General features: G+C 56.2%; 27 protein-coding genes. 10 read left to right on the top strand and 17 right to left on the bottom strand.

The genetic code is table 11. From position 1 onward, the window contains the following. Positions 1-166 precede the first annotated feature (166 nt). The 3 genes from SOM82_RS02195 (at position 167) to SOM82_RS02185 (ending at position 2,961) form a co-directional block, all read left to right on the top strand. Positions 167-1,015, top strand: a complete 849-nt coding sequence (locus tag SOM82_RS02195) for an SDR family oxidoreductase (RefSeq protein ID WP_320460760.1) — start codon at positions 167-169, stop codon at positions 1,013-1,015. An 80-nt stretch (positions 1,016-1,095) separates the two neighbouring features. Continuing rightward, a complete protein-coding gene (locus SOM82_RS02190; protein ID WP_320460759.1) occupies positions 1,096-1,920 on the top strand; it encodes an AraC family transcriptional regulator in 825 nt (274 codons plus the stop codon). 75 nt (positions 1,921-1,995) lie between these two features. Continuing rightward, positions 1,996-2,961 (top strand): DMT family transporter, encoded by a 966-nt coding sequence (locus SOM82_RS02185; RefSeq protein ID WP_320460758.1) that lies wholly within the window; start codon positions 1,996-1,998, stop codon positions 2,959-2,961. A 78-nt stretch (positions 2,962-3,039) separates the two neighbouring features. Here the strand turns inward: SOM82_RS02185 and SOM82_RS02180 are convergent, their stop codons facing one another. Then, on the bottom strand, positions 3,040-4,689 hold the full coding sequence (locus SOM82_RS02180; RefSeq protein WP_320460757.1) for a methyl-accepting chemotaxis protein: 1,650 nt from the start codon (positions 4,687-4,689) through the stop codon (positions 3,040-3,042). Positions 4,690-4,936: 247 nt separating this feature from the next. Here SOM82_RS02180 and ytfE point away from each other — a divergent pair, with 247 nt between their 5' ends. Beyond that, entirely contained in the window at positions 4,937-5,599 is a 663-nt protein-coding gene (ytfE, locus tag SOM82_RS02175) for an iron-sulfur cluster repair protein YtfE (RefSeq protein ID WP_320460756.1), read from the top strand. 67 nt (positions 5,600-5,666) lie between these two features. Here ytfE and cycA read toward each other — a convergent pair whose 3' ends face one another. Both cycA and bamJ read right to left on the bottom strand, forming a co-directional pair. Next, complete coding sequence (gene cycA, locus SOM82_RS02170; protein ID WP_154126963.1) at positions 5,667-7,076, bottom strand: D-serine/D-alanine/glycine transporter; 1,410 nt, start codon at positions 7,074-7,076, stop codon at positions 5,667-5,669. A 307-nt stretch (positions 7,077-7,383) separates the two neighbouring features. After that, a complete protein-coding gene (bamJ, locus tag SOM82_RS02165; protein WP_320460755.1) occupies positions 7,384-8,004 on the bottom strand; it encodes a BamJ family beta-barrel-assembly machinery protein in 621 nt (206 codons plus the stop codon). 344 nt (positions 8,005-8,348) lie between these two features. On the opposite strand from bamJ, the gene SOM82_RS02160 reads away from it, so the two are divergent. Beyond that, on the top strand, positions 8,349-8,990 hold the full coding sequence (locus SOM82_RS02160; RefSeq protein ID WP_154126961.1) for an OapA family protein: 642 nt from the start codon (positions 8,349-8,351) through the stop codon (positions 8,988-8,990). A gap of 24 nt (positions 8,991-9,014) precedes the next feature. Here SOM82_RS02160 and SOM82_RS02155 read toward each other — a convergent pair whose 3' ends face one another. The 5 genes from SOM82_RS02155 to rpsF all read right to left on the bottom strand — a co-directional run bounded on the left by SOM82_RS02155 (position 9,015) and on the right by rpsF (position 11,547). Beyond that, the gene (locus SOM82_RS02155) at positions 9,015-9,953 is read right to left on the bottom strand and encodes a DMT family transporter (protein WP_320460754.1); all 939 of its coding nucleotides are present in this window, start codon (positions 9,951-9,953) and stop codon (positions 9,015-9,017) included. Positions 9,954-10,107: 154 nt separating this feature from the next. Beyond that, a complete protein-coding gene (gene rplI, locus SOM82_RS02150; RefSeq protein ID WP_095280502.1) occupies positions 10,108-10,557 on the bottom strand; it encodes a 50S ribosomal protein L9 in 450 nt (149 codons plus the stop codon). 41 nt (positions 10,558-10,598) lie between these two features. Beyond that, positions 10,599-10,826, bottom strand: a complete 228-nt coding sequence (gene rpsR / locus SOM82_RS02145; protein ID WP_000135199.1) for a 30S ribosomal protein S18 — start codon at positions 10,824-10,826, stop codon at positions 10,599-10,601. A gap of 4 nt (positions 10,827-10,830) precedes the next feature. Next, a complete protein-coding gene (priB, locus tag SOM82_RS02140) occupies positions 10,831-11,145 on the bottom strand; it encodes a primosomal replication protein N (protein WP_154126959.1) in 315 nt (104 codons plus the stop codon). 6 nt (positions 11,146-11,151) lie between these two features. Continuing rightward, the gene (rpsF, locus tag SOM82_RS02135; protein WP_011915632.1) at positions 11,152-11,547 is read right to left on the bottom strand and encodes a 30S ribosomal protein S6; all 396 of its coding nucleotides are present in this window, start codon (positions 11,545-11,547) and stop codon (positions 11,152-11,154) included. A 341-nt stretch (positions 11,548-11,888) separates the two neighbouring features. On the opposite strand from rpsF, the gene yjfY reads away from it, so the two are divergent. Continuing rightward, on the top strand, positions 11,889-12,164 hold the full coding sequence (gene yjfY, locus SOM82_RS02130; protein WP_100777877.1) for a DUF1471 family protein YjfY: 276 nt from the start codon (positions 11,889-11,891) through the stop codon (positions 12,162-12,164). Positions 12,165-12,265: 101 nt separating this feature from the next. On the opposite strand, the gene yjfP is transcribed toward yjfY, so the two are convergent. Next, a complete protein-coding gene (yjfP, locus tag SOM82_RS02125; protein ID WP_320460753.1) occupies positions 12,266-12,994 on the bottom strand; it encodes an esterase in 729 nt (242 codons plus the stop codon). 139 nt (positions 12,995-13,133) lie between these two features. On the opposite strand from yjfP, the gene bsmA reads away from it, so the two are divergent. The 3 genes from bsmA (at position 13,134) to SOM82_RS02110 (ending at position 15,990) form a co-directional block, all read left to right on the top strand. Beyond that, the gene (gene bsmA, locus SOM82_RS02120; protein WP_154126956.1) at positions 13,134-13,463 is read left to right on the top strand and encodes a biofilm peroxide resistance protein BsmA; all 330 of its coding nucleotides are present in this window, start codon (positions 13,134-13,136) and stop codon (positions 13,461-13,463) included. 136 nt (positions 13,464-13,599) lie between these two features. After that, complete coding sequence (gene yjfN, locus SOM82_RS02115; RefSeq protein ID WP_154126955.1) at positions 13,600-13,887, top strand: DUF1471 family protease activator YjfN; 288 nt, start codon at positions 13,600-13,602, stop codon at positions 13,885-13,887. Between the two features lie 171 nt (positions 13,888-14,058). Next, positions 14,059-15,990: a methyl-accepting chemotaxis protein gene (locus SOM82_RS02110; RefSeq protein ID WP_320460752.1), complete on the top strand. Its 1,932-nt coding sequence runs from the start codon at positions 14,059-14,061 to the stop codon at positions 15,988-15,990. Here the strand turns inward: SOM82_RS02110 and SOM82_RS02105 are convergent, their stop codons facing one another. Then, on the bottom strand, positions 15,991-17,613 hold the full coding sequence (locus tag SOM82_RS02105; protein WP_154126953.1) for an isovaleryl-CoA dehydrogenase: 1,623 nt from the start codon (positions 17,611-17,613) through the stop codon (positions 15,991-15,993). A gap of 192 nt (positions 17,614-17,805) precedes the next feature. On the opposite strand from SOM82_RS02105, the gene SOM82_RS02100 reads away from it, so the two are divergent. Next, entirely contained in the window at positions 17,806-19,095 is a 1,290-nt protein-coding gene (locus SOM82_RS02100; protein WP_320460751.1) for an MFS transporter, read from the top strand. Positions 19,096-19,179: 84 nt separating this feature from the next. Here SOM82_RS02100 and rlmB read toward each other — a convergent pair whose 3' ends face one another. The 7 genes from rlmB to SOM82_RS02065 all read right to left on the bottom strand — a co-directional run bounded on the left by rlmB (position 19,180) and on the right by SOM82_RS02065 (position 26,428). After that, positions 19,180-19,911: a 23S rRNA (guanosine(2251)-2'-O)-methyltransferase RlmB gene (gene rlmB, locus SOM82_RS02095; protein WP_320460750.1), complete on the bottom strand. Its 732-nt coding sequence runs from the start codon at positions 19,909-19,911 to the stop codon at positions 19,180-19,182. 105 nt (positions 19,912-20,016) lie between these two features. Next, positions 20,017-20,817 carry an ATP-binding cassette domain-containing protein gene (locus tag SOM82_RS02090; RefSeq protein WP_414672118.1) on the bottom strand — a complete coding sequence of 267 codons (801 nt, stop codon included), beginning with the start codon at positions 20,815-20,817 and terminating at the stop codon, positions 20,017-20,019. Continuing rightward, a complete protein-coding gene (locus SOM82_RS02085) occupies positions 20,814-21,806 on the bottom strand; it encodes an ABC transporter ATP-binding protein (RefSeq protein ID WP_320460749.1) in 993 nt (330 codons plus the stop codon). Before SOM82_RS02085 ends, SOM82_RS02090 begins: the two co-directional genes overlap by 4 nt. Continuing rightward, the gene (locus SOM82_RS02080; RefSeq protein ID WP_320460748.1) at positions 21,799-22,659 is read right to left on the bottom strand and encodes an ABC transporter permease; all 861 of its coding nucleotides are present in this window, start codon (positions 22,657-22,659) and stop codon (positions 21,799-21,801) included. The genes SOM82_RS02085 and SOM82_RS02080 overlap by 8 nt, the downstream gene beginning before the upstream one ends. Next, positions 22,656-23,612 carry an ABC transporter permease gene (locus SOM82_RS02075; RefSeq protein WP_320460747.1) on the bottom strand — a complete coding sequence of 319 codons (957 nt, stop codon included), beginning with the start codon at positions 23,610-23,612 and terminating at the stop codon, positions 22,656-22,658. Before SOM82_RS02075 ends, SOM82_RS02080 begins: the two co-directional genes overlap by 4 nt. Before the next feature lie 12 nt (positions 23,613-23,624). Next, positions 23,625-25,187 (bottom strand): ABC transporter substrate-binding protein, encoded by a 1,563-nt coding sequence (locus tag SOM82_RS02070; protein ID WP_320460746.1) that lies wholly within the window; start codon positions 25,185-25,187, stop codon positions 23,625-23,627. A gap of 23 nt (positions 25,188-25,210) precedes the next feature. Further along, positions 25,211-26,428, bottom strand: coding sequence for a M20 family metallopeptidase (locus SOM82_RS02065; protein WP_320460745.1), 1,218 nt, complete (start codon positions 26,426-26,428; stop codon positions 25,211-25,213). Positions 26,429-26,435: the final 7 nt, after the last annotated feature.

Below are 26,435 nucleotides of genomic sequence, written 5' to 3'. Positions count from 1 at the left end.
TGCCTCAACAAAATTCAGGGGCTTATCTTAGCGGCAAAAAACGCACCGTGCTGTAAAGAAACGTCGTTGACGCTGATTTCACACTTACCTTTTTGTACGTACTTACTAAAAGTTAGCTATGGTGCTAGTGTGCTTCAACACCAGACAAAGACGAAGGAGATTTCCCATGATTGCACTCACCGGCGCTACCGGCCAACTGGGCCAGCTTGTTATCGAACAGCTTTTGCAAACCGTTCCCGTCAGCCAGATTGTGGCCATCGTGCGTAACCCGGCCAAAGCCGAAGCGCTGAGCAAACAAGGAATTAGCGTTCGCCAGGCGGATTACACCGATCGGGCGGCATTCACCGCTGCACTGAGCGGCGTGGAGAGGCTGCTGTTGATTTCATCCAGCGAAGTTGGCCAGCGTGCCACGCAGCATCAGAACGTGATCGACGCCGCGAAAGCCGCAGGTGTGAAATTTATCGCCTACACCAGTCTGCTCCATGCGGATAAGTCTCCGCTCGGCCTGCACGTGGAACATGTCGCCACCGAGCAAGCGCTGGCAGAATCCGGCATTCCCTATGCCCTGCTGCGTAACGGCTGGTATACCGAAAACTATCTGGCGAGTGCGCCTCCGGCGCTGGAGCACGGCGTGTTTATCGGCGCAGCAGGCGAAGGGAAAATTGCGTCCGCCACTCGCGCCGATTACGCCGCCGCGGCAGCAAAAGTGATTGCCGAAGAGGGCCATGCCGGGAATGTGTATGAACTGGCTGGCGACAGCGCCTGGACCCTGAGCGAGCTGGCCGCCGGGCTGAGCAAACAGAGCGGAAAACCGGTGACATATCAGAACCTCAGCGAAGACGATTTTGCCGCCGCGCTGAAAGGCGTGGGCTTACCGGCAGGACTGGCCGATATGCTGGCGGACTCCGATACCGGGGCCTCGAAGGGCGGTCTGTTCGACGATAGCCGTACCTTAAGCAAACTGATTGGTCGCCCGACCACGCCGCTGGCCGAGAGCATCAAAGCCATTCTGTAACTGTTAACAATCGGTTAATTTTTGTGGCATCCCCCCGGGTCATCTCTGATAATGAAGAATGACCCATGAGGAGGCTCACCGTGCAAGGCGTACCAGAACAGTTCATTGATGAGAGAGACAGCGCGCGCTTTCGCCATCTGGCGCAAGTGCCCGGTGTCGAACTGTATCACGCGCATATCTCCCGCTACGCCTTTGAGCCTCACACCCACGAAGCCTTCGGGATCGGCGCGATAGAAGCCGGAGCCGAACGCTTTCGCTATCGCGGCACGCAGTACGTCGCGCCCGTGCATTCCGTGGTGACCATGAACCCGGACGAGCTGCACACCGGCGAGGCCGCGACGGATGACGGCTGGCGCTACCGGATGGTTTATCTCGACCCCGATCTGTTGGAAGAGGTCACCGGCATACGCCACTGGTGGTTTAGCGACGTCACGCGCCACGATCCGCAGCGCTCGCAGCAGATCTGTCAGCTGATTTATGGCCTGTGGCACACCGACGATCCGCTGGCACAAAAAGGGTTGCTGTTGGATCTGATTGACACTTTCCAGCCGCTGGCCCGCCATGCGCCGGTTGTTCAGGAAGGGGCGCATCGCTTCGAGCGGGCGCGCGATTATCTGCATGATAACTACATGCGCCCGGTCACGCTGGATGAGCTGGCCCGTGTGGTATCGCTGAGTCCGTATCATTTTCAGCGCCAGTTCAAAGCCCATTTTCACGTGACCCCGCATCAGATGCTGATGGCGATCCGCCTGTGGCGCGCCAAAGCCTTTCTCACTCACGGCATGCCCGCCGCTGAAGTCGCGGCCGCAACCGGCCTGACCGATCAATCGCATCTGACCCGCGCGTTCACCCATCGCTACGGTATTACCCCGGTTCGCTACCAGAAACAGGTCGCCAGGCGCTGATGCGCAATCTCATACAATATTCCCGGCGGCGGTCGCTCTACACTGCGCGCAAGTTTCTCTGACGTGGATGGCAAAATGATTAGCGGCGTGTTGTATGCCCTGCTGGCGGGTTTGATGTGGGGGCTGATTTTTGTCGGCCCGTTGATTGTGCCGGAATATCCGGCGGTATTGCAGTCGATGGGACGTTATCTGGCTCTGGGGCTGATCGCCCTGCCGCTGGCGTGGATGGGGCGCGCTCGCCTGCGTCAGCTTAGCCGCCAGGACTGGATAACGGCGCTGGCACTGACCATGATGGGCAATCTGATTTATTACGTCTGTCTGGCAAGCGCCATTCAGCGCACCGGCGCGCCCGTCTCCACCATGATTATCGGGACGTTACCGGTGGTGATCCCGGTGTTCGCCAATCTGCTCTATAGCCATCGTGACGGCAAGCTGGCGTGGGCCAGAATGGTGCCTGCGCTGGTCTGTATCGCGCTGGGACTGGCCTGTGTGAACATTGCCGAGTTACGTCACGGGATGGGCGATTTGAGCGGCTGGCGTTATGGCTCGGGTATTGTGCTGGCATTTATTTCGGTGATTTGCTGGGCGTGGTATGCCCTGCGTAACGCCCGCTGGCTGCGGGAAAATCCGGATAAACATCCGATGATGTGGGCCACCGCGCAGGCGCTGGTGACGCTACCGGTGTCATTGATGGGCTATGTGGCGGCCTGCGGCTGGCTGGGAACACAGCAGCCGGACTTTGCCCTGCCGTTTGGCCCGCGCCCGTGGCTGTTCGTCGGCCTGATGATTGCAATTGCCGTTTTGTGTTCATGGGTGGGGGCGCTGTGCTGGAATATTGCCAGCCAAAAATTGCCGACGGTGATTTTAGGCCCGCTGATCGTGTTCGAAACGCTGGCCGGACTGCTCTACACCTTCCTGATGCGCCAGAGCGTGCCACCATTATTAACCCTTAGCGGTATTGCACTGCTGGTGGTGGGAGTGGTGGTCGCCGTAAAAGCGAAACCGGAAAAACCCACGGTGATTCCGGTTTCTGAATCATAAGCCTACGCCCGGTGGCGCTGCGCAAGCCGGGTGCTGCAAATCGCAGGCTACACGGTCTTCAGCGCCATCCGGTATGATTTAAAACGTTTCCCAGTTGGCTTCTGTCACTGCCGCCGCCGGTTTGGCTTTCGGCGTATAGGTTTTGATGGGCGCGGCTTTTACCGCCTGACCACGGGTGATTTTAAACACCGCGACCGCTTCGTTCAGACGAGCGGCCTGATCTTCCAGCGCTGCCGCTGCGGCGGCTGACTCTTCCACCAGCGAGGCGTTCTGCTGCGTGACGCGGTCCATCTCCGCCACTGCCTGGCCGACCTGATCAATCCCGCGGCTCTGCTCATCAGAGGCAGAAGCGATTTCGCCCATAATGTCGGTCACGCGTGTGACAGCACTTACAATTTCAGCCATGGTGCTACCCGCCTGATTCACCAGCTGTGAACCCGCGTTAACGCGTTCGCCGGAATCATCGATCAGCGCTTTGATCTCTTTCGCCGCCTGAGCACTGCGCTGTGCCAGCGTGCGGACTTCACCCGCGACGACGGCAAAACCACGCCCCTGCTCGCCCGCACGCGCCGCTTCTACCGCCGCGTTAAGCGCAAGGATATTGGTCTGGAAGGCAATACCGTCGATCACATTGGTGATCTGCGCGATTTTGCTGGAGCTGGTAGCAATGTCGTCCATGGTGCGTACAACACCTTCAACCACGCTGCCGCCTTTCTTCGCCGTGGTGGAGGCATCCAGAGCCAGACGGGAAGCCTGGCGGGCATTGTCCGCGTTTTGCTTCACGGTCGCCGTCAACTGCTCCATGCTTGCCGCGGTCTCTTCCAGGGAAGCGGCCTGCTGCTCGGTACGAGAAGAGAGGTCGTTACTGCCTGCGGAGATTTCACCGGCACCGGTATAAATGGTGTCAGCCCCTTCACGAACCACACCCACCGTGTTTGCCAGCGCCGTTTGCATCTCCTGCACGTTACGCGTCAGCACGGCCATTTCGTTTTTGCCGTGGGCCTCGATGGGCTGAGTCAGATCGCCTGCCGCAATCGCGCGGATATGGCTAATGACCTCATGCAACGGCTGCAGCAGTACGCGACGCATCGCAATCCAGCTGGCGATAATCACACCGACCACCACCACCATAATGGTGGAGAGGATCCACAGAATACGTTTGTAGTCGCTTTCGTTATCCTGGATACCCCGGTTGGTCAGCTTCGCCTGCGCTTCACGCCATTCACGATACACTTTCTGCATCCTAGTCTGCTTTTGCTCGGCATTCTGTTTGAACATATCTTCCAGATTGCCCTGCGCCAGCAAGGCGTTCATTTGCGTCAGCGTCGACGCGTAAATGCGATACTGTTCCTCAAGCTGTTTCGACAGGTTTTCGTCCATTCCCGGGGTTTCCGGCAACGCGTAATATTTATCGTAATGGCCCTGCGCGTCAGCCAGCAGATTTTTGGCGGTTGCGACCAGTTCATTTAACTGGCCGCCGTTAATCTGGCTCGCGACGCTGCTTTGCAGACGAAGCATGCCGCGGTTCAGCGTGACACGCGCCTGGTTGAGGCTTATCCAGGCATCCGTAAATTCCGCGACGTTCTGGCTGGAGAGTTGAGAGACGGTGAAGTTATCTTTGTCGTTATTAAGAGCGTTAATGAACACACCCGCCGAGATCAGTTGCATCGCGCCGAGCACCAGCAGCACCGAAATCAAGAGAGTGATGACTTTTATACGTTTAAACATGCGTAACCTTTGTTATATGCAGGATATTGTCTGACGTGTATCTATCGGCAGACGCGCGGGGTTGTTTAACGCGAAACCGCGCGTAAAGCCCTCATTTTCTGAATTTTTTAAAGCCATTCAGCACGTTAAACGCGCAAAATAATTGTGACACACCTCTCATTTTCACCGCTGCCACTAAAGGGTTATAGCGCCACCTTAAAGATGCATTTAAAATACATCTTATATTATTAATGATGAGGTAACTGTTATGGCCTATCGCGACCAACCCCTTGGCGAGCTCGCGCTCTCCATTCCGCGCGCATCCGCGCTGTTTCGTAAATACGATATGGATTACTGCTGCGGTGGTAAGCAGACGCTGGCGCGTGCGGCTCTGCGTAAGGAGCTGGACGTTGACGCGATTGAAGCAGAGCTGGCGCAGCTGGCCGAGCAGCCGATAGAGAAAGACTGGCGCAGCGTGGCGCTGGCTGAAATCATTGACCACATCATTGTGCGTTACCACGACCGCCACCGCGAACAGCTGCCAGAGCTGATTTTGCAGGCCACCAAAGTCGAGCGTGTGCATGCCGATAAAGCTTCCGTCCCGCGCGGTCTGGCCAAGTATCTGACCATGCTGCATCAGGAACTCTCCAGCCACATGATGAAAGAAGAGCAGATCCTGTTCCCGATGATCAAACAGGGTATGGGCAGTCAGGCCATGGGGCCAATAAGCGTGATGGAAAGTGAACACGATGATGCGGGAGAACTGCTGGAAGTGATCAAACACACGACTGACAACGTCACCCCGCCGCCAGACGCTTGCACCACCTGGAAAGCGATGTATAACGGCATTAACGAGCTAATCGACGATCTGATGGAACACATCAGCCTGGAAAACAATGTGTTGTTCCCGCGTGCCCTCGCAGGTGAATAAAAAAAGGCGCCCGAGAGCGCCTTCCTGAAGTCCGAATTTCGGCCACACACGCTGTGGCCTTTTTTTATTAACGCATGCCAGCCATGCGTTTCTTACCAATGAACAACCAGCCCAACCCCAGAGCGATAAACCACAGCGGCGTGACCATCAGCGCCTGACGGGTGTCGTCTTCCAGCGTCAGCAGCACCAGGACGAACACAAAGAACGCCATGCAGACCCAGCACATCAATTTGCCCAGCGGCATCTTGTAGATGGATTTCTCATGCAGCTGTGGACGCTGTTTGCGGTACACCAGGTACGAGCAGAGGATAATGGTCCAGACAAACATAAACAGAATGGCGGACACCGTGGTGATCATCGTGAACGCGCCAATGACGCTCGGGTTGACGTAAAGCATCACCACCCCGCCCAGCAGGCAGATACAGGAGAAGGTCAGCCCTTTCGCCGGTACGGCACGTTTAGAGAGCTTAGCGAAGGCGCTCGGGGCCACCCCTTCCTGCGCCAGACCAAACAGCATACGGCTGGTAGAGAAGACGCCGCTGTTCGCCGAAGAGGCCGCAGAGGTCAGCACCACGAAGTTAATCAGGCTCGCCGCAGCGGGCAGCCCCACCAGTACAAACAGCTCAACAAACGGGCTTTTGGTAGCAACGACCGAGCTCCACGGCGTCACGGACATAATGACGATCAGCGCGAAGACGTAAAACATAATGATGCGGATGGGAATCGAGTTAATGGCGCGCGGCAGGGATTTCTCCGGATCTTTGGTCTCCGCAGCCGTCGTCCCCACCAGCTCAATACCCACGAACGCGAAGACCGCAATCTGGAAGCCAGCAAAGAAGCCGCTCAGCCCTTTCGGGAACCAGCCTCCGTCATTCCACAGGTGGGTGAATGACGCTTCGACGCCCGTCGGCGACTGGAAGTGGGTCAACACCATGACCAGACCGACCACGATAAGCCCTACTATCGCGACGATTTTGATCATCGCGAACCAGAACTCCATCTCACCGAACATTTTCACCGTGGCGAGGTTGAGGCTCAGCAGCAGGACGATCACCGCAAGGGACGCCACCCAGTCTGACAGCCCGGGGAACCAGAATTGAGCGTATGCGGTAATCGCGACGACGTCCGCCATACCGGTCACCACCCAGCAGAACCAGTAGGTCCAGCCGGTAAAATAGCCCGCCCACGGCCCGAGCAGGTCGGAGGCAAAATCGCTAAAGGATTTGTATTCGAGATTCGAGAGCAGCAACTCCCCCATTGCACGCATCACGAAAAAGAGCATAAAACCGATGATCATATAGACAAAAATGATCGACGGCCCGGCAAGACTGATGGTTTTGCCTGACCCCATAAACAGCCCGGTACCAATGGCACCGCCGATGGCGATTAGCTGAATATGACGGTTTGTGAGATTGCGCCGTAGCGACTGTTCAGACGAAGCCTCAGCTTCGGCTTCGACTTTTACCTGATCTACCATGTGATATTTTCCTGTTGTACCTGTCTGTGTTGTTTAGGCTCTTCTGGCCCTTATTAACGTCAAAAAACGACGATGCCTGTAAAAGACTCATCGATAGTAGGTAAGAATCGGCGGGATGAATACTATGAAATAGATATTATGTTAATAATATGTTTAAAGTGAGTGTCATATCACTCATACAACGCGAAACAGCTCACAAAAATACACGCAACTCGTTCGTTTGCAAGATAAAATGTTGATATCGGCGTAACTATAGGTTTTATCACTCTTTTCCCCTCCCGCGAGGGAGAGGAAAAAAGCGCGTCGATTACAGGATTTCCAGCAGCTCGACTTCAAACACCAGGGTGCTGAATGGCGGGATGGACGCGCCAGCGCCACGCTCGCCATAGGCCAGATTTTGCGGGATAGTCAGTTCCCATTTAGAGCCAACCGGCATCAGCGTCAGCGCTTCGATCCAGCCTGGGATCACACCGTTTACCGGGAATTCTGCAGGTTCGCCACGAGCAACGGAGCTGTCGAACACGGTACCGTCGATCAGTTTACCGGTGTAGTGCACGCGAACGTGGTTGGTACGGGCCGGGATTGCGCCTTCGCCCTGGGTGATCACGCGGAACTGCAGGCCAGATTCGGTGCTGTTCACACCCTCTTTCTCGCGGTTTTCTTCGAGATATTTCACGCCTTCGGCAGCCATCTCTTCAAAACGCTCGCGACGAACGGCATCTGCACGCTCGTGGATTTCACGCAGTGCGCGGTGCACGACGTCAACCGGAACGGCCGGCTGCTTGCCTTCCAGCGCATCAGCGATACCCGCCACCAGTGCCTCCGGTAACAGTCCTTCCAGGCCGGATTCGCTCAGCTGCTGTCCTACCTGCAAACCGATACCGTAGCTTGCCTGCGCTTCGATAGTGTCAAAAGTCGGGGTGGTCATGGGTTTTCCTTCCATCACATTTAAAGTAGCGGGCAGCATATCAGCCACGCCCTTATGGGTAAAACTTTGTCGTAAGTAAAGATGACAAACTGCGGCGAAAAAGAAACAATAGGGACAATCAGGATTATTCCCAAACGTCTGTCATGGAAGCCTGCTTTGCTACACCATTCAGGCAGTTAGCGAACTATACTTATCAGGACAGGATATGATTACCCCAGACCATACCGGTTTCAGGCAGGCGACCACACCGAGGCTCCTCAGGTACGTGACTGAATTGAGCGCGGAAAGCCCCTGTACCGGCCGGAATGATAGCGGGAAAAATGACGCGGAGCAGGAGGAGAGCCATGCCCGGGCGATTTGAACTGAAACCTACCCTGGCGAAAATCTGGCACGCGCCAGACCATTTTCGCATCATGGATCCGCTGCCGCCCCTGCATCGCAGAGGCATCATTATTGCAGCCCTGCTGGTCGTGGTCGGCTTTCTGCTTCCTTCTGGCGATGACACAGATACCCAGCCTGTCAGCCGTAATGCGCAGCTGGATATGCAGTCGCAGTCGCGGCCTCAGCCCGATCAGCAGTCCATGCCAACGCAGCTGGTCACGCCGTCAAACGATCCCGGCCAGGTGGCCCCCGTTTCTCCTGAGCCTGTTCAGGAAGAACAGCCGCAGGAGCAAGCCGCCGCGCCTGTCCAGTCGCAAGCCCAACAGCCAACCGGTATTGAGCAGCAGTGGCGCTCTTATCGCGTAGAGCCTGGCAAAACGCTGGCGCAGCTGTTCCGTGACCATAATCTGCCAGCGACCGATGTCTATGCGATGGCACAGGTAGAAGGCGCAGGAAAACCCCTGAGTAATCTGCAAAATGGCCAGGTCGTGCAGATTCGCCAGAACGCCAACGGCGTGGTGACCGGCCTGACGATTGATACCGGAAATAATCAGCAGGTGCTGTTTATGCGCCAGCCTGACGGCAGTTTTCTGCGTGTGAGATAACCCATTGCCCGGTGGCGATAGCGCTTACCGGGCTTTTTTGCCGACTTTGTTCACCCACCAAATCCCCGAACATACCAGCACCAGCGCAATGGCGTATTTGATATCCATAATATTTTCGCCAAGGAAAATTGCAGACAGCACTGTACCGGCGACGGGAACCACAAAGTTGAACGGGGCAATCATACTGACGCGGTTAACTTTCAGCAGCACGCTCCAGAGTGCAAAGGCCACGGACGAAAGCAGCGTCAGATAGCCCAGAATCGCAACGGCAGCCATGCTGTGCACTTCCAGCGTTCCGCCTGTGGTGTAACCTCCTGCCATCAACACCATCCCTCCAATCGCCAGCTGCCAGCCGGTCATCACCGTCGGGTCCACCGTCTGAGAGATCCGCTTTCCATACAGCGTGGCGGCGGAGAGGATAAAGGCGGCCAGCACCACAAAACCATCGCCGTTCCAGACAAACGTAAAATCCATCAAGCCGCTGTTAACGTTCACCAGCATCACGCCGGCAAAACCCAGAATACAGCCCAGCGTTTTGTTATAGCTGAGCCTGTCGTTCTGATAGATAAAGTGCGCCAACAGGACGCTAAAGAAGGTCCCGGTCGCATTCATGATCGAGCCTTTCACGCCTGTCGTGTATGCGAGCCCCACATAGAAGAAAACATACTGAATTGACGTTTGGGTCAGGCCCAGCAGCGTCAGTTGCCCAAACTGGCGGGGAGTCAGTCTGGCAATGGGTTTACGCTGCGCCAGTGCGAACAGCAGCAGTAAAAGGCCGGCGAAAAGAAAACGATAACCCGCGAAAACCACTTTGGAGGGGATATCGTCAGTCGCTATCTGGAAGAGTTCGTAGCCACTTTTTATTGCCGGATAGGAGCTTCCCCACAGCAAACAACACAGCGTGGCGCAAGCATAAGCGACTTTTTTACGGGCAAATACGGGCGTAGGCAGAGCGGAGTCCATGGCAAATCTCAAAGATAAAATTGCGTTTCAATTTATTATCAGAGAATGCGCCAGGAATATCTACCATACAAGAAGAGATAGACCATTTTGGGTAGGGCTAAAAAACAAAACGCCGGCACAAGGCCGGCGCTTCAAACGCTAACAGAGTAAAAAATTACTCAGCTACAACGTTAACAACCAGTTTAGCGAACACTTCGCTGTGAACCTGGAAGTCCACTTCGTGCTCACCAGTGGTACGCAGAACGCCGTTCGGCATGCGAACTTCGCTCTTAGCCACTTCAACGCCAGCTGCAGTTACAGCGTCAGCGATGTCGCGAGTACCGATAGAACCGAACAGTTTACCTTCGTCGCCAGATTTAGACGCGATGGTAACGGTGCCCAGTGCATTGATTGCTTCAGCACGAGCGTTAGCAGCCGCCAGAACGTCAGCCAGTTTGGCTTCCAGTTCAGCACGACGTGTTTCGAAAAACTCAACGTTTTTCTTAGTAGCTGGAACAGCTTTACCCTGTGGAACCAGGAAGTTACGTGCGTAACCCGCTTTAACGTTAACCTGATCACCCAGGCTGCCCAGGTTTGCTACTTTATCAAGCAGAATAACTTGCATTACCTTATCCTCTTAAAGTCGTATTAATGGACCGTGCCCGATTACTGATGACGATCAGTGTACGGCAGCAGGGACAGGTAGCGAGCGCGTTTGATAGCGCGAGCCAGCTGACGCTGGTATTTTGCACGAGTACCGGTGATACGGCTTGGGACAATCTTACCGCTTTCGGTGATGTAGTTTTTCAGCGTTGCGATATCTTTATAGTCGATCTCTTGAACGCCTTCCGCGGTGAAACGGCAGAACTTGCGACGACGGAAATAACGTGCCATATGGCTAGTCTCCAGAATCTATCAAATCAATCTGCTCGGCATGCAGAACCATTTTGCTCAGGCCGTTCTTTGCCTTGTGGCAAGAAATGAACCCCTGAACGGTGACTGCACTGCCGACCGTTATACTGTGAGTAATGGCCTGGTTTTCGTGTCCGCTAATAATAACGGGCATTTGGCACCACGCCTGCCGGTGAAAACCGGCTTCCTCCTGCACAGAACGATGCTCAAGCACGAACTGGCAATGAGGAATTCCTGATGGGCTGACCTTACGAAGGGGGTTCCTGCACACGGTACCGGACAACACCAGACGGTTGGTCATCAGAAATTACTCTTCAGAATCCCCAGCATCAGAATCATCTGCGGTTTCGTTTGCGAAATCATCGCGACGCTCACGGCGCTCGTCTTTCGCTTTAACCATCGGAGATGCTTCGGTAACTGCGTTCTTAGTACGCATTACCATGCTGCGGATAACGGCGTCGTTGAAGCGGAAGTTAGTTTCCAGCTCATCGATCGCTTCCTGCGGAGCTTCAACGTTCAGCAGAACGTAGTGAGCTTTGTGCAGTTTGTTGATCGGATAAGCCAGCTGACGGCGGCCCCAGTCTTCCAGACGGTGGATCGTACCTTCTGCTGCAGTGATTGCACCAGTGTAACGTTCGATCATACCCGGAACCTGTTCGCTCTGGTCAGGATGGACCATAAAAACGATTTCGTAATGACGCATCGAATTGCTCCTTACGGATTATTCAGCCTCCTGTCTGGGTCAGCCGCGGCCCATGGAGGCAAGGAACGTGTTAAAGGGCGGCCGAAAAATTGACGCGTCATTCTAATTGCGAACCCCCAAAAACTCAAGCTGATTGCGCAATTAATTCGCACTAAGCGCAAAGCGGGTCTAAGTGGATGATTTAAAATTAGACACATCGGAAAGCGCTACTTTTTTGAACAACAGCATCAGAAATGGTCGCGATTGCCCACACTATTAGCGATTACACTTTAATCAGGCCCTATCCAGGTGAATAAGGAGAGGAAAACCGTCACACAGCACGCAGTCGTGGAGCGCATATCATGAAAAAAATCGTAATAGCCATTCTGGCTGCGCTTTTGCTCAGTGCAAACGCGATGGCAGCCATCAAGATCGACGGTCGACAGGCCAGAAATATGGATGATGTGCAGAGCTTAGGCGTAATTTACATAAACCATAACTTCGCCACCGAAAGTGAAGCAGATCAGGCGCTGAATGAAGAGACCGATGCATCGGGCGCAAAGTACTACCACGTCATTTTGACCCGTGAGCCCGGTAGCAACGGCAATATGCATGCAAGCGCAGATATCTATCGATAAGACTTTGACGCTAGCACCAGGAAAGCCAAAACGAGAACATAGCCATAGTTTGACTTGCCCCCTGCCCGGGGGCTTTTTTTTATCGTGACGCCGTGCCGCGTTCAGAGATGCTGGCGGAAGAACTCGACCGTGGCGTCCAGCGCCGTTGGCGTAATGCGATGCCTCACCCCCGCTTCCCATAAACAGGTCAGATTTTTATCCCGCGCTTCACCCACTAACGCCTGCTGTAATCGAAAAGTCTCCACGGCCGGCACGACATCATCCGCCTCGCCGTGCCACAGCAGCAGAGGCCGATCGGCCAGTTGCGGCAGCGCGCGGCTCACGTCCCACTCCGCAAGGGCTGCCTGCACAGTTTCTACGTCCTGCTCCAGCGGCGGGAACAGCGTCCGGGCCAGTGAGGTAAAGTATCCCGACCCCATCAGGCTCGCCACGCACCTCACTTCAGGGTGTCGCGCCATAATACCCAGCGCCGTCATTCCCCCCATCGAGGCCCCCGCGACCGCCAGGCGTTCGTCGGCCACCAGCCCGGCCTGAAACAGTGCATCCCGTAACCCGGCGAACTCAACCAGGTTCCCGTGCAGAATTTGCCAGAACTGCCCTAACCGCACGGATTCATCGCCCGCAAAACGCGCCCCGTGATCGGGCGCATCGGGCATCACCACGCGAAAACCCGCCTGAGCCAGCGCCACCGCAAAATAGCTGTAGACCAGTTTCGATGAGGTAAACCCATGATAAAAAACCACGACGGGCAGCGGCTGCTCACCCATTCCGCCAGGGAAAGCGTGTAGAATTTCATGGTCGCCAAACTGCTGTGTCTTAAGTTCAATCATCGTTGAGCCTCATGTCTTAAGGGTGATTCATAATGTTGAGAACTGGATTACGCTTTCACGATATTTTCATTCGAAATTTACGTCACAGATAACAGTTTGGGAACATTCCCCCAAAATGAAATTCGCAGACATCTACACTATGGCTATCAGGAAACGAGATATGGTTATGCGCAGGTTCGCTGCTTTATTGCTGGTGTCGCTGTTAGCGGGTTGTAGCGCGTTGCAAGGAACACCGCAACCGGCTCCTCCGGCCACCGATCACCCTCAGGAAATTCGTCGTAATCAGACCGAAGGATTACAGCGAATGGGTACTGTCTCCGTCTTAGTCGTCGGTTCGCCGGCGGATGCGGAGGATGCAATAAAAGCAAAAGCCGTCGCAGCCAAAGCAGATTATTACGTCATCATTTTAATTGATGAGACGGTTCTGGCAGGACAGTGGTATTCCCAGGCGATTCTGTACCACAAATAACTGTCAGCATTTAAACGACATTTACACTGCTTTGCGTCCATAGACGTTTTCCTGTCCACAATAAACTCCATGCCTGTGACAAAGGAAGTGAGTTTATTTGCGAAGGATTGCCCGGCGGATACCGGAGACATGTGAAATGGAGCTGACAATGAAACGATCTCTTGCTTTGACCTCACTGTTGCTCTCAGCAGGGCTGATGAGCACCACCGCGCAGTCAGCAGAGTTTGCCAGTGCTGATTGCGTCACAGGCTTAAATGAAATTGGCCTTATCTCCGTGAATAATATTTCAGGGAGCCCGCAAGACGTTGAACGTGTGATTGCCTTAAAAGCCGATGAGCAGGGTGCTTCGTGGTATCGCATTGTCCAGATGCAGGAGGACAGGCTTGTCGATCAATGGCGGGTACAAGCGATTCTTTACGCCTGATGCGTTCTTATAAAAGCCACTCATTTTTAGTGGCTTTTCTATTTTTACAAATTTATTATCCTTTACGTTACTGAATCGAGACAGTTTAGTAACATTTTGTTACACAAAATTGATAAACGTTAGTCCCGCTCTGCCGTTGAACAGCCATACCTTTTCGACAGTGAGCAATTTATGATCAACTTTTTCCGCCGCACAGGTCTCGGAACAAAGCTCTCCCTCCTTACCGGCGTGAGTGTCGCCACACTCTTTCTTTTATTCACGTTTCTCCTCAGTCATAAAGCCAGCCAACAGCTGGAAGCCCTGGCGTTAGAAGATCTGCAAAACCAGTCTACCGGCGTGGTGGATATGGTGCAGATGTTCAATACCAGCCTGGGTGAAGAGGTAGAAAGCTACACGAAATTGTTCACCACCTTCCTGCCCCAACCGCTGAATAGCGATCCCAGCCAGACCCGCACAATCAACGGGCAAAATGTTCCCCTGCTGAAGGGCGACGAAACCGAACTTCACGAAAATAACGCCTTTTCCGATGATTTTCTCAACCGTACTGGCGCCATTTCGACGCTGTTTGTGCGCAGTGGGAATGACTTTATCCGCGTGGCGACCTCCCTGCGCAAAGAAAATGGTGAGCGCGCGATCGGCACCGTTCTGGATAACACCAGCCCCGCGTTTAACGCCGTGACCACAGGAGATGTCTATCGCGGGCTGGCTCTGCTGTTTGGCAAGCGTTACATCACCCAATATCAGCCGGTCAAAGATGCGAGCGGTCAGGTCATCGCGATTGTCTTTGTCGGCGTCGATATCAGCCATTCCTGGAGCGTCATGCGCGATAAAATCCTCAACCGTCGCCTCGGGGAGAGTGGTCATTTCTACGTGCTGGATCGCGGCAACGGTAAAACGCGCGGACAATACTTGTTCCACCCAAGCCTGGAGGGACAGCAGCCGAAGTGGGATAGCACCCTCCAGCAGCAGCTGTTGAGCGGCCAGTCTGGCACGCTTGAGCGCATCAGTGACGATGGCCGCACGCTGCAAATGGCTTACACGCCGCTCCCGGGCTGGAACTGGACCATTATTGGTGAAATGGATAAATCCGTCTTACTGGCCGACGTCAATGCGCTGCGCGATCGCTTCCTGCTGGCGGGCGTGGTGCTCTCGGCTCTGTTCGCAGCGCTGTTTGTGGTCATCATTCGCCGCTGGCTGACCCGCCCCCTGCGCGACGTCATCCATCTGACCCGTCAATACGCCGCAGGCGATCTTCGCGCTGAACTGCCCGTCACGCGCCAGGATGAAGTCGGCCAACTGATCGCCGCGATCAACGGTGTGGGCGGCGGGCTTGAGCAAATTGTTCAGCAGGTTCGCGAGGCCGCTGGTGAGATCCACCTCGGCACCAACGCGCTGGCATCCGATGCCGGAGAAATCTCGGAGCAGATCAACAAACAGGCCAGCAGCGTGGAAGAGACGTCGGCGAGCATGGAGCAGCTGGCTGCCACTGTGAAGCAAAACGCCGCGAATATGGAACAGACGCAGCAGCTGGTCGGCGAAACCTCACGCGCAGTGCACCAGGGCGGTGAGACCGTCAGCCACGCGGTGGCGACGATGGATGATATTCGCGACGCATCGAAACGTATCGAGGCTATCACTCACGTTATTGAATCCATCGCTTTTCAGACCAATATTCTGGCCCTCAACGCGGCGGTAGAAGCCGCACGGGCAGGCGAACACGGCAAAGGCTTTGCGGTGGTGGCCCAGGAAGTGCGGGCGCTGGCAGCGCGAAGCGCCAATGCCGTCAAAGAGATCGAACAGCTGATTGGCGACACCCTGAACAAAGTAAGCGAAGGCCATCAGCTGTCAGAGCAGACGCAGCACGCGATGGACTCAATCATTGTTCACATTGATAACATCAGTCAGCTGGTGACCGAGATTAACCACGCATCGCATGAACAATCCGCCGGGATTCGTCAGGTCAATCTGGCGATGACGCATATCGGCGAAGCGTCACACATCAACGCCGACCGCGTTTCCCGCAGCGAGCAAACCGCGCAAACGCTGCGCGAGAAAGGCTCACATCTGACCGAACTGGTGAGCCTGTTCCGCTTAAAGCACTAACTACCCCACTCTGCCCGTAGCGCGCAGCAGCAGGTCATTTTTGACCTGCTCGCTCAGCAGCGTTCCGCCACGAGGATCAAGCATCATGCGGCACCACGCCTGCGCCACGGGTGGCGATGCGTGCCGCAACATCTGCGCGCCAGCGCCCAGCAAAAAGATCTGCCGGGTGATCTCCCTGCCCTGCGCCTCGTGCGGTTTGCGCAGCGTCTGCTGTAGCTGCCGCCAGCTGCGATCAAAATGGCGGTCCTGGCCTTTCACCTGAGCAAAATCGTCGTGCAGCACATCAATAATGCCAGGCTGTTTCGCCAGCACGCGCAGGACGTCCAGACACATGATATTGCCCGATCCTTCCCAGATGCTGTTCACCGGCATTTCGCGGAAAAGACGCGGTAATTCGCTCTCTTCGCAATAGCCCACACCACCGAGCACTTCCATGGCTTCTCCGACAAAAGGGATCCCCGCTTTACAGACGCTGTATTTCGCGGCCGGAGTCAGGAGGCGTGCCCATGCGGCTTCCTGCGGATCGTCACGCCGGTCCCAGGCGCGCGCCAGGCGGAAGAGCAAAGCGGTCTGCCCTTCCAGCTGAAGCGACATACGGCTCAGCACTTCACGCATCAGCGGCTGATCGATCAGGTTTTTACCAAACGTCTGCCGCTGATGGGCATGATAAAGCGCGACGGACAGCGCGCGGCGCATCAGCCCGTGGCTGCCCAGCGCGCAGTCGAAGCGCGTCAGGCCGCCCATCTTCAGAATCAAACGGACGCCTTCACCCTCTTCGCCCAACAGCCAGCCCGAGGCGCTGTGAAATTCAGCTTCGCTGCTGGCATTCGAGCGATTGCCCAACTTGTCTTTCAGACGCTCCAGCCGAACGGCATTGCGCTGCCCGTCGGGCAAAACGCGGGGCACGAAAAAGCATGACAGGCCGCCTTTGGCCTGCGCCAGCACAAGGTGCGCATCGCTTTGCGGTACCGAGAAAAACCATTTATGCCCTGTCAGCTGATAGCTGCCGTCGCTGCTCTTTTCCGCTCGGGTGGTATTGCTCAACACGTCCGAACCGCCCTGCTTTTCGGTCATGCCCATCCCGATAAGCAGCCCGCGTTTTTGCCCACCGGGCGCCAGATGCGGATCGTAGCGATCGCTCATCAGCGGCGTCAGCCACGGGTGAAAAAGTTTGGGCAGCGTCTGCTGTAGCAAAGGCGTAGCGGCAAATGTCATCGTGACAGGGCAGAGCGTGCCCGCCTCGACCTGAGCATGCAAAACAAAGCGCGCGGCGCGGGCGACAAATGCCCCTTTGCGGGCCTCGTCCTCCCAGGCAAGATTGTGCACCCGATTGGCGCAAAGCCCTTGCATCAGCAGATGCCAGGCCGGGTGAAAGCGCACGTCATCCAGCCGCTCACCGCGGGCATCGTAACGTAGCAACTCTGGCGGATTAGCGTTGGCAAGCCTGCCCAGCTCCAGCGATTCCGCCGTTCCCAGCTGCTGGCCTATGCTGGCAAGCAATTCACTATCCCATTCGGCCCCTTCCCGAATCACCGCGTCGTGTAAGGCGCAGTCAGACAGAAAGAGATTACTGTTCGACAGCGGGACAGGTTGATTGAAGACGGTGTGGGTCTGCCAGTGCATTGTGTCTCCCTCCTTCAATGGCAATGAAGGTAAGTATGGACAGCACCAGCAATCGCTGCATGGGAGTCGGGTCACACGGTGGCGATCTGGCTGAAATCATTCGTGAAACAGGTCACACAATATAAGAATAAACTATTTCACTCTGCGCAAACTGTTGAATAATTTATTCTCACCTTTTCGAAGAGAATCATTATGCAATCTTCCCACCCCGCGCCGGATGCGCATAAACGCGCTTTAATTGCAGGCTCTATTGGCAACTTCATCGAATGGTATGAGTTTGCGGTGTACGGTTTTATGGCCACCGTTATTGCGAAGAATTTTTTCCAGCTTGAGGGCGAAGCGGGGATCACCAGCCTGATCCTCACCTACGCTTCGTTTGCTATCGCCTTTTTCTTCCGTCCGCTGGGTGCCGTGGTGTTTGGGCGTATTGGCGATCGTATCGGGCGTAAGCCGACGCTGATCATTGTGCTGGTGCTGATGACGCTCGCCACCGCGGCAATTGGTATGGTTCCGGTGTATGCCAGCATCGGTATTGCCGCACCGCTGATTATCACCGGATTGCGCATCCTGCAGGGTCTGTTTGCGGGCGGCGAGTACGGCGGTGCCGTGTCGCTGATGACCGAGTTTGCCCCGCGCGGTAAACGGGGTCTTTATGGCGCCTGGCAGTCCTTTACCGTCGCTCTGGGGCTATTAGCCGGCGCTGGCATTGTCGCGCTGCTCTCCGCGGTGCTCACGCCAGAAGCGCTGCACGACTGGGGGTGGCGTATTCCGTTCTTCCTCGCGCTGCCGATGGGTGTGGTCGCTCTGTGGCTGCGCGTCAGCATGGAAGAGACGCCAAGCTTCGTCCAACAGCAGGAGAAGCCGGTTGTCGCCCGGGCGCAGACCGCTGCCACCTTCAAGGCGATCGTCATGGGGATTGGCCGCGTAATGGTGTGGTCCGCAGCGGGTTATACCTATCTGGTGATTATGCCGACCTACCTGCAATCGGCGCTGCATACCGGCTTTAACCAGGCGCTGTTGATTGCGGTTATCTCGAATATTGGCTTTGCTCTGACGATCATTCCGTCGGGGATCTTGAGCGATCGGATCGGACGCCGCACGGTGATGGTGATTGCCACCGCGCTACTGCTGATCCTTGCCCTGCCACTGCTGAAGATTTTGCAGGCTGAATCCAGCACCCTGGCGGTGAAAGCGATAGTGGTACTCATTGCGGGCGGTCTGGTGGGAATGCTGGCAGGACCTGGGCCTGCGATGCTGTCGGAGATGTTTCCAACGCGCGTGCGCTATACCGGGCTTGGACTGGCGTATTCTTTGTCGAACGCCATTTTCTCTGGCTGCGCGGGCTTAATTATTACAGGGCTGATCAAGCAGACCGGCAATCTGGATATTCCCGCTTACTACGTGATGGCAACGGCAGTGGTGAGTATGGCGGCGCTCATGACGCTCAATAAAGACGACCATTTGCGGTCTTTAGAAGAGTAGTTTTTGGCCGGGTGGCAGCTTCGCCTGACCCGGCCTGAACGTTTTTGTAGGCCCGGTAAGCGAAGCGCTACCGGGCACAAAAAATCACCCGCGCTGACGTACCGCTTCGAACAGGCAAATCCCCGTTGCCACAGAGACGTTCAGAGAAGAGACGCTCCCGGCCATCGGAATGCTGATCAGCTCGTCGCAATGCTCACGGGTCAGACGACGCATACCTTCGCCTTCTGCGCCCATGACCAGTGCCAGACGGCCAGCCAGTTTGCTCTGGTAGACCGTATGATCGGCTTCGCCAGCCGTCCCCACGATCCAGATATTCTCTTCCTGCAGCTGACGCATGGTACGCGCCAGGTTAGTCACCCGGATCAGCGGCACGTTTTCCGCTGCGCCACAGGCCACTTTTTTCGCAGTCGCATTGAGTTGCGCGGAGCGGTCGCGCGGCACAATGACTGCATGCACACCGGCGGCATCTGCGCTACGCAGACAAGCGCCGAGGTTATGCGGATCCGTAACCCCGTCAAGGATCAGCAGGAACGGGTTATCATACTGGGCGATCAGATCCGGCAGATCGTTTTCCTGATACTGACGACCCGGTTTCGCGCGAGCGATAATCCCCTGGTGTACTGCGCCCTCACTTTTCTCATCGAGGAACTGGCGGCTGGCCAGTTGGATCACCACGCCCTGAGCTTCCAGCGCATGGATCAGCGGCAGCAGACGTTTGTCCTCACGCCCTTTCAGAATAAAAACTTCCTGAAAACGCTCCGGTGCGCGCTCCAGCAGGGCCTGCACCGCGTGGATGCCGTAAATCATTTCACTCATTGATGGTACTCATTTGGGGCGGCGAGCGCCGGGTTAATAGGGCCATGACCCACTTCTTTGCGCCTATTATAACCGACACGGCGTTCAAATCGACTCTTGTCACCGTTAACCGTTCGCAACCGCACGCACCGGTGCTCCGCTCGCGGGATGCGCGGGCAAAATGGCGTTGAGTAAATAGCGCGTATAGTCATGCCCCGGTTGAGTAAAAATACGCTCCGTCTCACCCTGCTCGACAAGTTGTCCGCGATGCATCACTCCGACGCGATCGGCAATGTGCCTGACAACGTTCAAATCGTGGGAGATAAACAGATACGCCAGCCCGTACTCACGCTGGAGCGCCATCAGCAGATTGAGAATTTGCGACTGGATCGAAACGTCCAGTGCCGAAACGGGTTCATCGCAGATAATCAGTTTCGGTTTGAGAATGAGCGCTCTGGCGATGCCGATACGCTGACGCTGGCCGCCGGAAAACTCATGCGGGTAACGGCTGGCATCCTGCGGGCGCAGCCCCACCTGCTCAAGGATATCAGCAACCCGTTTTTTACGGCTGTCGATTCCGTGAATCATCAGCGGCTCTTCCAGGCTATAACCCACGCGACGTTTTGGGTCGAGCGAGGAGAGCGGATCCTGGAAAATCATCTGCATATCCCGTCGCACGCTACGCCAGCCTGCGGCATTAAGCCCGTTCAGCGAACGCCCTTCAAACTGCACGTCTCCGCCCGTCGCGGGCGTCAGCCCCAGCACTAGCCGTCCGGTGGTGCTTTTACCGCTGCCGGACTCCCCCACCAGTGCCCAGGTTTCACCCGCATTGAGACTAAAACTGACGTTATTCACCGCGCAAACGGGATGTCCACGGCGCTGAAATGTTTTCGACAGCTGATTAACTGTCAGCAGCGGTGTCGTCATCGCAAGATACCTCCTGTTTCATCGGCTCGCCAGCAGCGTACCAGGTGTGCTCCGCTACCCAGCGGGCGCAATTCTGCTGCCTGCGCCCGACAGCGCGGCTGCGCCAGCGGGCAACGATCGGCATAAGTACAGCCTTCGGGCAAAGCATGTAATGAAGGCACTTGTCCGCCAATTTCTGCCAGCGGCGTTTTTGGCGGATGGTCCGCCGAGGGGCGAGCGGCCAACAGTGCGCGGGTATACGGATGACGGGGCCGTTCAAACAGCGAATGCACGTCCGTCTCCTCGACCACCTGACCCGCGTACAGCACCACCACGCGCTGACACAGGCGCGCCACCACGCTCAAATCGTGGGTGATAATCACAATGCCCATCCCCGTCTGCTGCTTAATCTCATCAAGCAGATCGAGAATTTGCGCCTGAATCGTGGCGTCGAGCGCCGTTGTGGGTTCATCTGCGATCAGCAGCGAGGGGGACGCAGCAACGGCCATGGCGATCATCACGCGCTGTCGCATGCCGCCGGAAAGCTCATGCGGCCAGGCGCCCGCGCAACGCACCGGATCGGGGATACCGACCTGTGCCAGCAGATGCGTGATCTTGTCCTGTCGCTGAAGACGTGAAAGTGACGTATGCAGCCGGAGACTTTCGTCAATCTGTTGGCTAATCGTCATCACCGGATTCAGGCTGGCCAGCGGGTCCTGAAAGATCATCGCCATCTCTCGCCCGCTCATCTGCCGACGCGCCTTCGCCGGGAGCGAATGCAGCGCTTTCTCCGCCAGAAAAACCTCCCCTTCCACACGGCTGGTGCGCGGAGGCAGCAACCCCATCAGCGCCTGCGCCGTTACGCTTTTTCCGCAGCCCGATTCACCAATAATGCCCAGGGTTTCATGGTGATTAACCTGAAACGAGACGCCTCTTACCGGCGCTATTACGCCCTGGCGCGTGGCAAAACTGACCTCCAGATCGCGGACGCGAAGAAGTGGTTCAGCCATGTCTTCCTCCTTGTTTTAACAGACGAAGCATCCGGCGTGGCAACGGTTTAAGGCCGGGATCGGCGCTGTCGCGAAGATCGTCGCCGATAATGTTCAGCCCCAGGATCAGCAGTACAATGGCGATCCCCGGGAAAAAGGTCATCCACCAGGCGGTAAAGATCACCGCTTTGCCCTCCAGCAGCAGATTGCCAAGGCTGGGCATCGGAGCGGGAACGCCGGATCCGAGAAAACTTAGCGCCGCTTCGGTCAGGATCGCCACCGAGAAGACCCAACTCACCTGCACGATAAACGGCGAAATCACGTTGGGCAGCAGATGCAGCCAGATGATTCGTGAGGCGCTCGCCCCCTGCGCCCGCAGCGCTTCAATAAAGTTTTTCTCTTTAATGACCATCGCCGCACCGCGGATCACGCGGGCAATCGACGGGACATAGACCAGCGACAACGCCAGCACCACATTGGAAATATTCGGCCCAAGTACGCCCACAATGGCGATAGCCAACAGCAGCGAAGGGAAAGCAAACAGACCATCGCAAACGCGCATCAGAATGCGATCCACCGGGCGATACCAGGCACACAGCAGCCCAATGACCATTCCGGAGATCCCCGCAATCACCGCCACCGCCGCCCCCACCGAGAGCGATACCCGCACAGCCAGCGCCACGCGGACAAACAGATCCCGACCAAAGTTATCGGTGCCAAACCAGTGCGCGCCAGAGGGAGGCTTCAACCGGCTGAGCGGATCGATGCTGTAGGGATCGTAAGGGCTGATCGCGCTGGCAAAAAAGGAGAGCAGCACAATGGCTATCAGCACCGCGGGCCAGATCAGCAGGCCCGGATTTCGGGTTGGGATCATTTGTCACCCCCGTCAACGCTAAGACGCGGATCGGCGAGATAACTCAGCAGATCCACCGCCAGATTGATCGCGACGTAGCAGACGGTGATCAGCAGTACGACACCCTGGATCACCGTCACATCCCGGCGTTCAATGGAGTCCACGATGAGCGACCCTACGCCCGGAATACCGAACACGCTTTCAATGACAATCGTGCCGGTGACCAGCGATGCGAACGACTCGCCGCAGATGGTCAGAATGGGGATCAGGCTGTTTTTCAGGGTATGGCGCAGCAATACCTTTCGTTCCGGTACGCCTTTCGCCCGCGCGGTGCTGATAAACGGCTCTTGCATCACATCCAGCATCACCGCCCGCGTCATTCGGGCAATCAGTGCCGCAATGCGTAAGCCCAGCGCACAGGCAGGTAGCGTCAGATACCAGACGTTGAGCCAGAACGATTCGTTAGTGGAGCGATAGCCCACCACGGGGAACCAGCGCAGCTGGACGGCAAAAAAGAAGATCAGAAACAGACCGAGTAAAAAACCCGGTACCGACATGCCGAACGTGGCCAGCATCCGAATGACGCGATCTGCCAGACCGCCATGCTGCCAGGCGCTAATCACCCCACCAGCCAGGCCCAGCACCAGCGCGATGGCCTGCGCATAAAGCGCCAGCGCCAGGGTCGGCGTCAGATGCTGTAAAAACAAGGTCATCACGCTGGTATCCAGAAACAGCGAATACCCCAAATCGCCGGTAATCACCTCGCCAAACCAGCTGACGAACTGAGCCAGTAGCGGACGATCCAGCCCCATCTGCTGACGCAGCGCAGCGATATCCTGCGGGCTGGCATCATTCCCAAGAATAACCAGCGCCGGATCGCCCGGCGCCAGATGAATCAAACAGAACACCACTACCGATACCACCAGCAGCACCGGAAGCAGTGCCAGCAGGCGGTGAAACAGATATCTTTTCATCGCCTTCTCCCGTCAGGGTTGGGTTACGCTCACATTCCACAACACCGGTCCAATCAGATCCTGATAGCCTTTGATGTTTTTCTTGATCGCCACCGCATCCGGCGTAGTTCGTCCCAGCACAATCACCGGCAGATACTGCCAGCTCAGCACATTGAGTTTATCCACCAGCGGTTTCGCTTCTTGCAAAGAGGCAGCTTGTTTGATGCCATCCAGCACGGCGTCGATCTCAGGGCTATTGCTCAGTCCCGGAAACTTCGCGCGGGAATCGAGGAACGGATACTGGTGTAAGACCTGGCGCATAGAGAACTCCAGCGCGCAGAGATCGAAGTTTTTCGGATCCTGGCGACGCTGCAATACCGTCGGCCAGTCATACACATCCAGCCGCGATTTCACCCCAATCTGTTTCAGGACCTGTTGGGCCACAATCGCCAGGTTGTACAGTTCGGCATACTCTTTGGTGGCAATAATCACCACTTCTTCCCCCCGATAACCGGAGGATTTAACCAGCGCGCGCGCTTCGTCCAGCTTGTGTTGATTCCAGTAGGGTTTACCCGCTTCGCTATACCAGTCCACCTGATCCGGGAAACCGAGCGACGGATCTTCTTTGAAGAAGCGCGGATCGCTGTAGCCCGCCAGCAACGTTTGATGAACGTCGAGGGCCAGATTGAACGCCTGGCGCAGCTTCACATCGGCGAAGGGGCCCTGGTTTTTATTGAACAGGTAGGTGATGAGTGAACCGCCGCTCTGCGGCTGAAACAGCGACAGATCCGGCGCGCTGCTGAGGGTGTCAATATTGTCTTTCGGCAGCTGGAACACCAGATCGTATTCACCGGTCATCGCGCCTGCGAGACGCGTGGACTCATCGGTGATATAGCGGAACCAGATATCCTTCACGTCCGCTTTCTTCTGGCCGGATAATCCGCTCGCAGGCTCCGTGCGCGACTGATACTGGTCATAGCGCGTCAGATGCAGGTAGTCGCCAGGCTTAAACTCGGCCAGCTTATACGGCCCGGTCCCTGTCAGTTCCGTCACCGGTTTCTTACTGCTGTTAGCCTCATCAATGATTCGTTTCGGCATGATCGCCGCGATATTTTTGACGTCCGCCAGGACGTTAAGAGTAATCAGCGATGGCGCAGGCAACGTGAAAGTCACGGTTTTGTCATCCACTTTGCTGAACTGCACGCCCGGTAGATTGGCTTTACCCTGCGTTGACACCGACAGCCAGCGGTTCATGGAGGCCACCACATCATCCGCAGTCAGAAGCTGCCCGTCGTGAAAATGAATCCCGTCACGCAGCACAAAGGTGTAGGTTTTCCGGTCGTCGCTGAGGGTATAACTCTGCACCAGTTCAGGTACCGGCTCGAATTTGGCGTTAATGGTGAACAGCGTTTCGAAGATATGCCGGTCCACGTCTGAGGTGGCGTTGTTAGTGGTCAGGTAAGGGTCCAGCGTTCCCGGACGATTACCATAGGCAATATTGAGGACAGCGTTACGATCCACGCTTTCCGCCTGTACGCTTCCCAGGGGTAAAACCGCCGCCAGTAAAAGTGTGGCGGCAGAAAACAGCATTTTCATTGTAATAAGACTCCGGTTAAGGGTTAAGCGGCCCGGATGGCAGCAGTGCGCCCGGCAAACTCATCTTTGGCGTCCTGCAGCAAAGCGGTATCGGTCAGCAAACGCAGGCCCGTTCGCGCCAGCACCAGCGCCCCCGTCACCAGCGCGTCATAGCCCTGAGCTGAGTTAGCGGCTTCGCGAAACGCGACGGTATGACCGATGAGATCGTCGGGACCAATCTTGATGTACGGATGGGCAGTGGGCACGGCGTGACTGATATCCCCGGCATCGGTGGAACCCAGCCCCTCTTTCTCTTTCAGCTCAACGTGTTCGCCCGCGGCGGTGAACTCTTCCAGCAGCACGTCGTTCAGGGCGTGGTTGATATTGAAATCACGCGGTCCCACCTGGTGCTCAATTTTCACCGTTGTCCCCGTCGCCAGCGCGACCCCTTCGGCAATCGCGCGGATACGCGGTTCCAGCGCCACAACGTCTTCACGCGTATGGGCGCGAATGTAGTAATGAGCAGAGGCATACTCCGGGATCACATTCGGTGCCTGGCCGCCATTAGTGATGATGCCGTGAACGCGGATGCCGTCCGGCAACTGCTGGCGTAGCACGCTGATCCCGTTGTAGAGCAGCACCAGCGCATCCAGCGCGTTAACACCTTTATGCGGCGAACTCCCCGCATGCGACGGCTTACCGTAAAAGTGGAAATAAAGATGGTTATTGGCCAGCGACGGACCGGAAAGCCGCGTTTTGCCCGCCGGATGCACCATCAGCGCCGCGTCCACGTCTTTGAGAAAACCGTGCTCAACGAACCGGGCTTTAACGTTGCCGTTTGGCCCCCCTTTTCCGCGCAAACCGCCCTCTTCCGCAGGCGTGCCCAGCACCACTACTTTGCCACCGGTGCTCTCCAGCGTATCGCTGAGGGCGATGGCGGCCGCAATGCTGGTCACGCCGATAATGTTGTGCCCGCAGGCATGTCCGATATCGATCAGCGCATCGTATTCCGCCAGATAGGCAATAGTTGGGCCAGGCTTACCGCTCTCTTTGACGGCGAAAAAAGCCGTTTCATGTCCTGCAACATGGGAAGTGACGATAAAGCCGTGTTTTTCCAGCAGCGCGGTCAGCAGGCCGCTGGCGTAATATTCGTTATTACCGGTTTCGGGATGGGCGTGAATATCTTTGGCTATCGCCACATACTCATCCCGGTGCTGGTGAATACTCTTTTCAAGACGGTCTCGTAATTCGCTCGTGCTCATTGCTTCC

It is taken from the genome of Lelliottia sp. CFBP8978 (assembly GCF_034046055.2).
GTDB lineage: Bacteria > Pseudomonadota > Gammaproteobacteria > Enterobacterales > Enterobacteriaceae > Enterobacter.
The sequence above is the reverse complement of the archived record's forward strand: the minus strand, read 5'-3'. Positions and strand labels throughout refer to the sequence as shown.